Below are 1,951 nucleotides of genomic sequence, written 5' to 3' on the forward strand. Positions count from 1 at the left end.
CCTCCATTCTCGTGGCGCCCGAAGACTATGCCGAAGTCAGCGCGCTTTCGCTTCCGGTCTCCCTGATCGTCGCCTNTTGACGGAGTTTCCGCGCTCTCGCTTCCGGTCTCCCTGATCGTCGCCTCCGGGACGCCGGACAATGTCGAATTCAACGACGACGGCGGGCAAGTCCTGCCGCTCGACCAGGTGGCCCTGCGGGTCATCGGCCGCCTGCCCCTGTCGGACAGCGGCAAGGGCCATCTGGCAAAGCTGGCCAGCCTGTGGCGCAGCAAGCTGGATGTCGATGCTCCGGCGGAAATCCCGCTGGAGATGGCCGATACCGCGGATGCGCGCGCCAAGGTGCTGGAATGGCTGGTCGTGCAGATGACCAAGGCCCAGCAGCAAGGCGCGCAGCGCTCGACCCGGTTCATGCGCGAACTGGGCCTGCTGCGCCAGCAGCACGAGGAGATCCAGGCCAGCTTCCAGAACCTCGAGCAGTTCGTCTATCGGCACGGACCGCAGCATCGCAAGCTGGAGACCACGCTGTCGCCGGTCTCGGGGCAATTGCCGATCACCCTGCGCAACGGCTCGCGGCTGGTGCAGCGGCTGCCGGGTTCCAGCGTCGGGCTGAGCGACATCGCGGTCCAGATCAGCAACGAGACGCCCCCGTCGGAAGGGGTGCTGAACGTCAGCCTGCTGAGCCCCGACACCAACGAAACCCTGGCGATCTGGGAAGTGCCGGCCGCGCGGCTGACCCAGGGCTGGCTGCGCTTTTCGCTGGACCGCGCGCTGGGGCCGGACACGATCAGCCTGATGCTGAACGTCGCCTATCAAGGCAGGGATACCATCCGGCTGGCCAGCGCGGTGCAGCATCCCGAGCCGCGTTTCCATCCCGAGGTCGACGGCCAGCCGGTCGAGACCCTGCCGGCCTTGCAGATCTGGCGCTGGATCGCCGGGGCAAGGGCGCCGGTCCCGGCGAACGCCTTTATCCAGGTCGGCGGCAAGAACCGCCTGCGCCGGGTCGAGCGGGACACGCTGGCGACCGCGATCAATCTGGAAACGCTGCACGATACCGTGCCGCTGTTCCAGTCCGGCGAGGCGCTGCTGGTCCATGTTCTGCCCGACCAGACCGCATGCGGTATCCTGGCGGGGCTGGCCCTGCCGGGCGTGCGGCAGGTGTTCGCCTCGCTCCTGACCCGCCATGCCGAGGCGCCGCCGGTCGAATACCAGCTTGCGCTGCTGCCGCTTGACCAGCGCCCGCACCAGCCCGGCCGCCNGGCGCTGCTGCCGCAGGACCAGCGCCCGCACCAGCCCGGCCGCCTGCCGGTCTTCGACCCGGCCCTGAGTTCCGGCTGGATCAGGCTGCAGCCCGAGGAAGAGGGCCAGGCGCATGTCCTGCTGCCCGAATCGCTGGACAGGCCGCATGACCTCTATCTGATGACGCGCCTGCCGCGCGGGCATTCCAGCAACCACTACGGCTGGTCTACCTTCTCGAACATCTGCCTGCAGTTCTGAGGGGGAAGAGGATGCAACAGATTCTCCTGCGCCCCCAGGACGCGGATACGGTGCCGGTTCAGATGCCGCGGCTGGCGGTGGTCGTGCCGATCTTTCGCCATTCGGTGCTGCTGGCCGAGGCGATCGAAAGCGTCCTGGCCCAGCGGGCGGACTTCCCGATCCAGCTGGTCCTGGTCAACGACGGCTGCCCGCATCGCGAGACCGACCTGGTCTGCCGGGAATATGCGCTGAGCTATCCCGACCGGATCACCTATCTGCGCAAGCCCAATGGCGGGCTCAGCGATGCGCGCAACCATGGCATTCGTCATGCGCTGGCGACATGGGCTTCGGTCGAGGCGATCTACATGCTGGACGCCGACAACCGGCTGCGTCCCGACGCCATGGCCAATGCCATGGCGGCGCTGGCGCAGCATCCCGACGCCGGCTGGATCTATCCCAATATCGACATGTTCGGCCT

2 protein-coding genes are annotated in these 1,951 nt (G+C 67.6%); both read left to right on the plus strand.

Annotated features, from left to right (window positions below):
- Positions 1–186: 186 nt before the first annotated feature.
- Positions 187–1,494 (plus strand): DUF6212 domain-containing protein, encoded by a 1,308-nt coding sequence (locus tag FE811_RS26645; protein WP_140849512.1) that lies wholly within the window; start codon positions 187–189, stop codon positions 1,492–1,494.
- 11 nt (positions 1,495–1,505) lie between these two features.
- Positions 1,506–1,951: glycosyltransferase family A protein (locus FE811_RS26650; protein ID WP_036761459.1), on the plus strand; the 446-nt coding region annotated here is incomplete at its 3' end.

Origin of the sequence: Paracoccus sp. FO-3 (assembly GCF_006386455.1) — a bacterium.
Taxonomy (GTDB): Bacteria; Pseudomonadota; Alphaproteobacteria; order Rhodobacterales; family Rhodobacteraceae; genus Paracoccus; species Paracoccus versutus.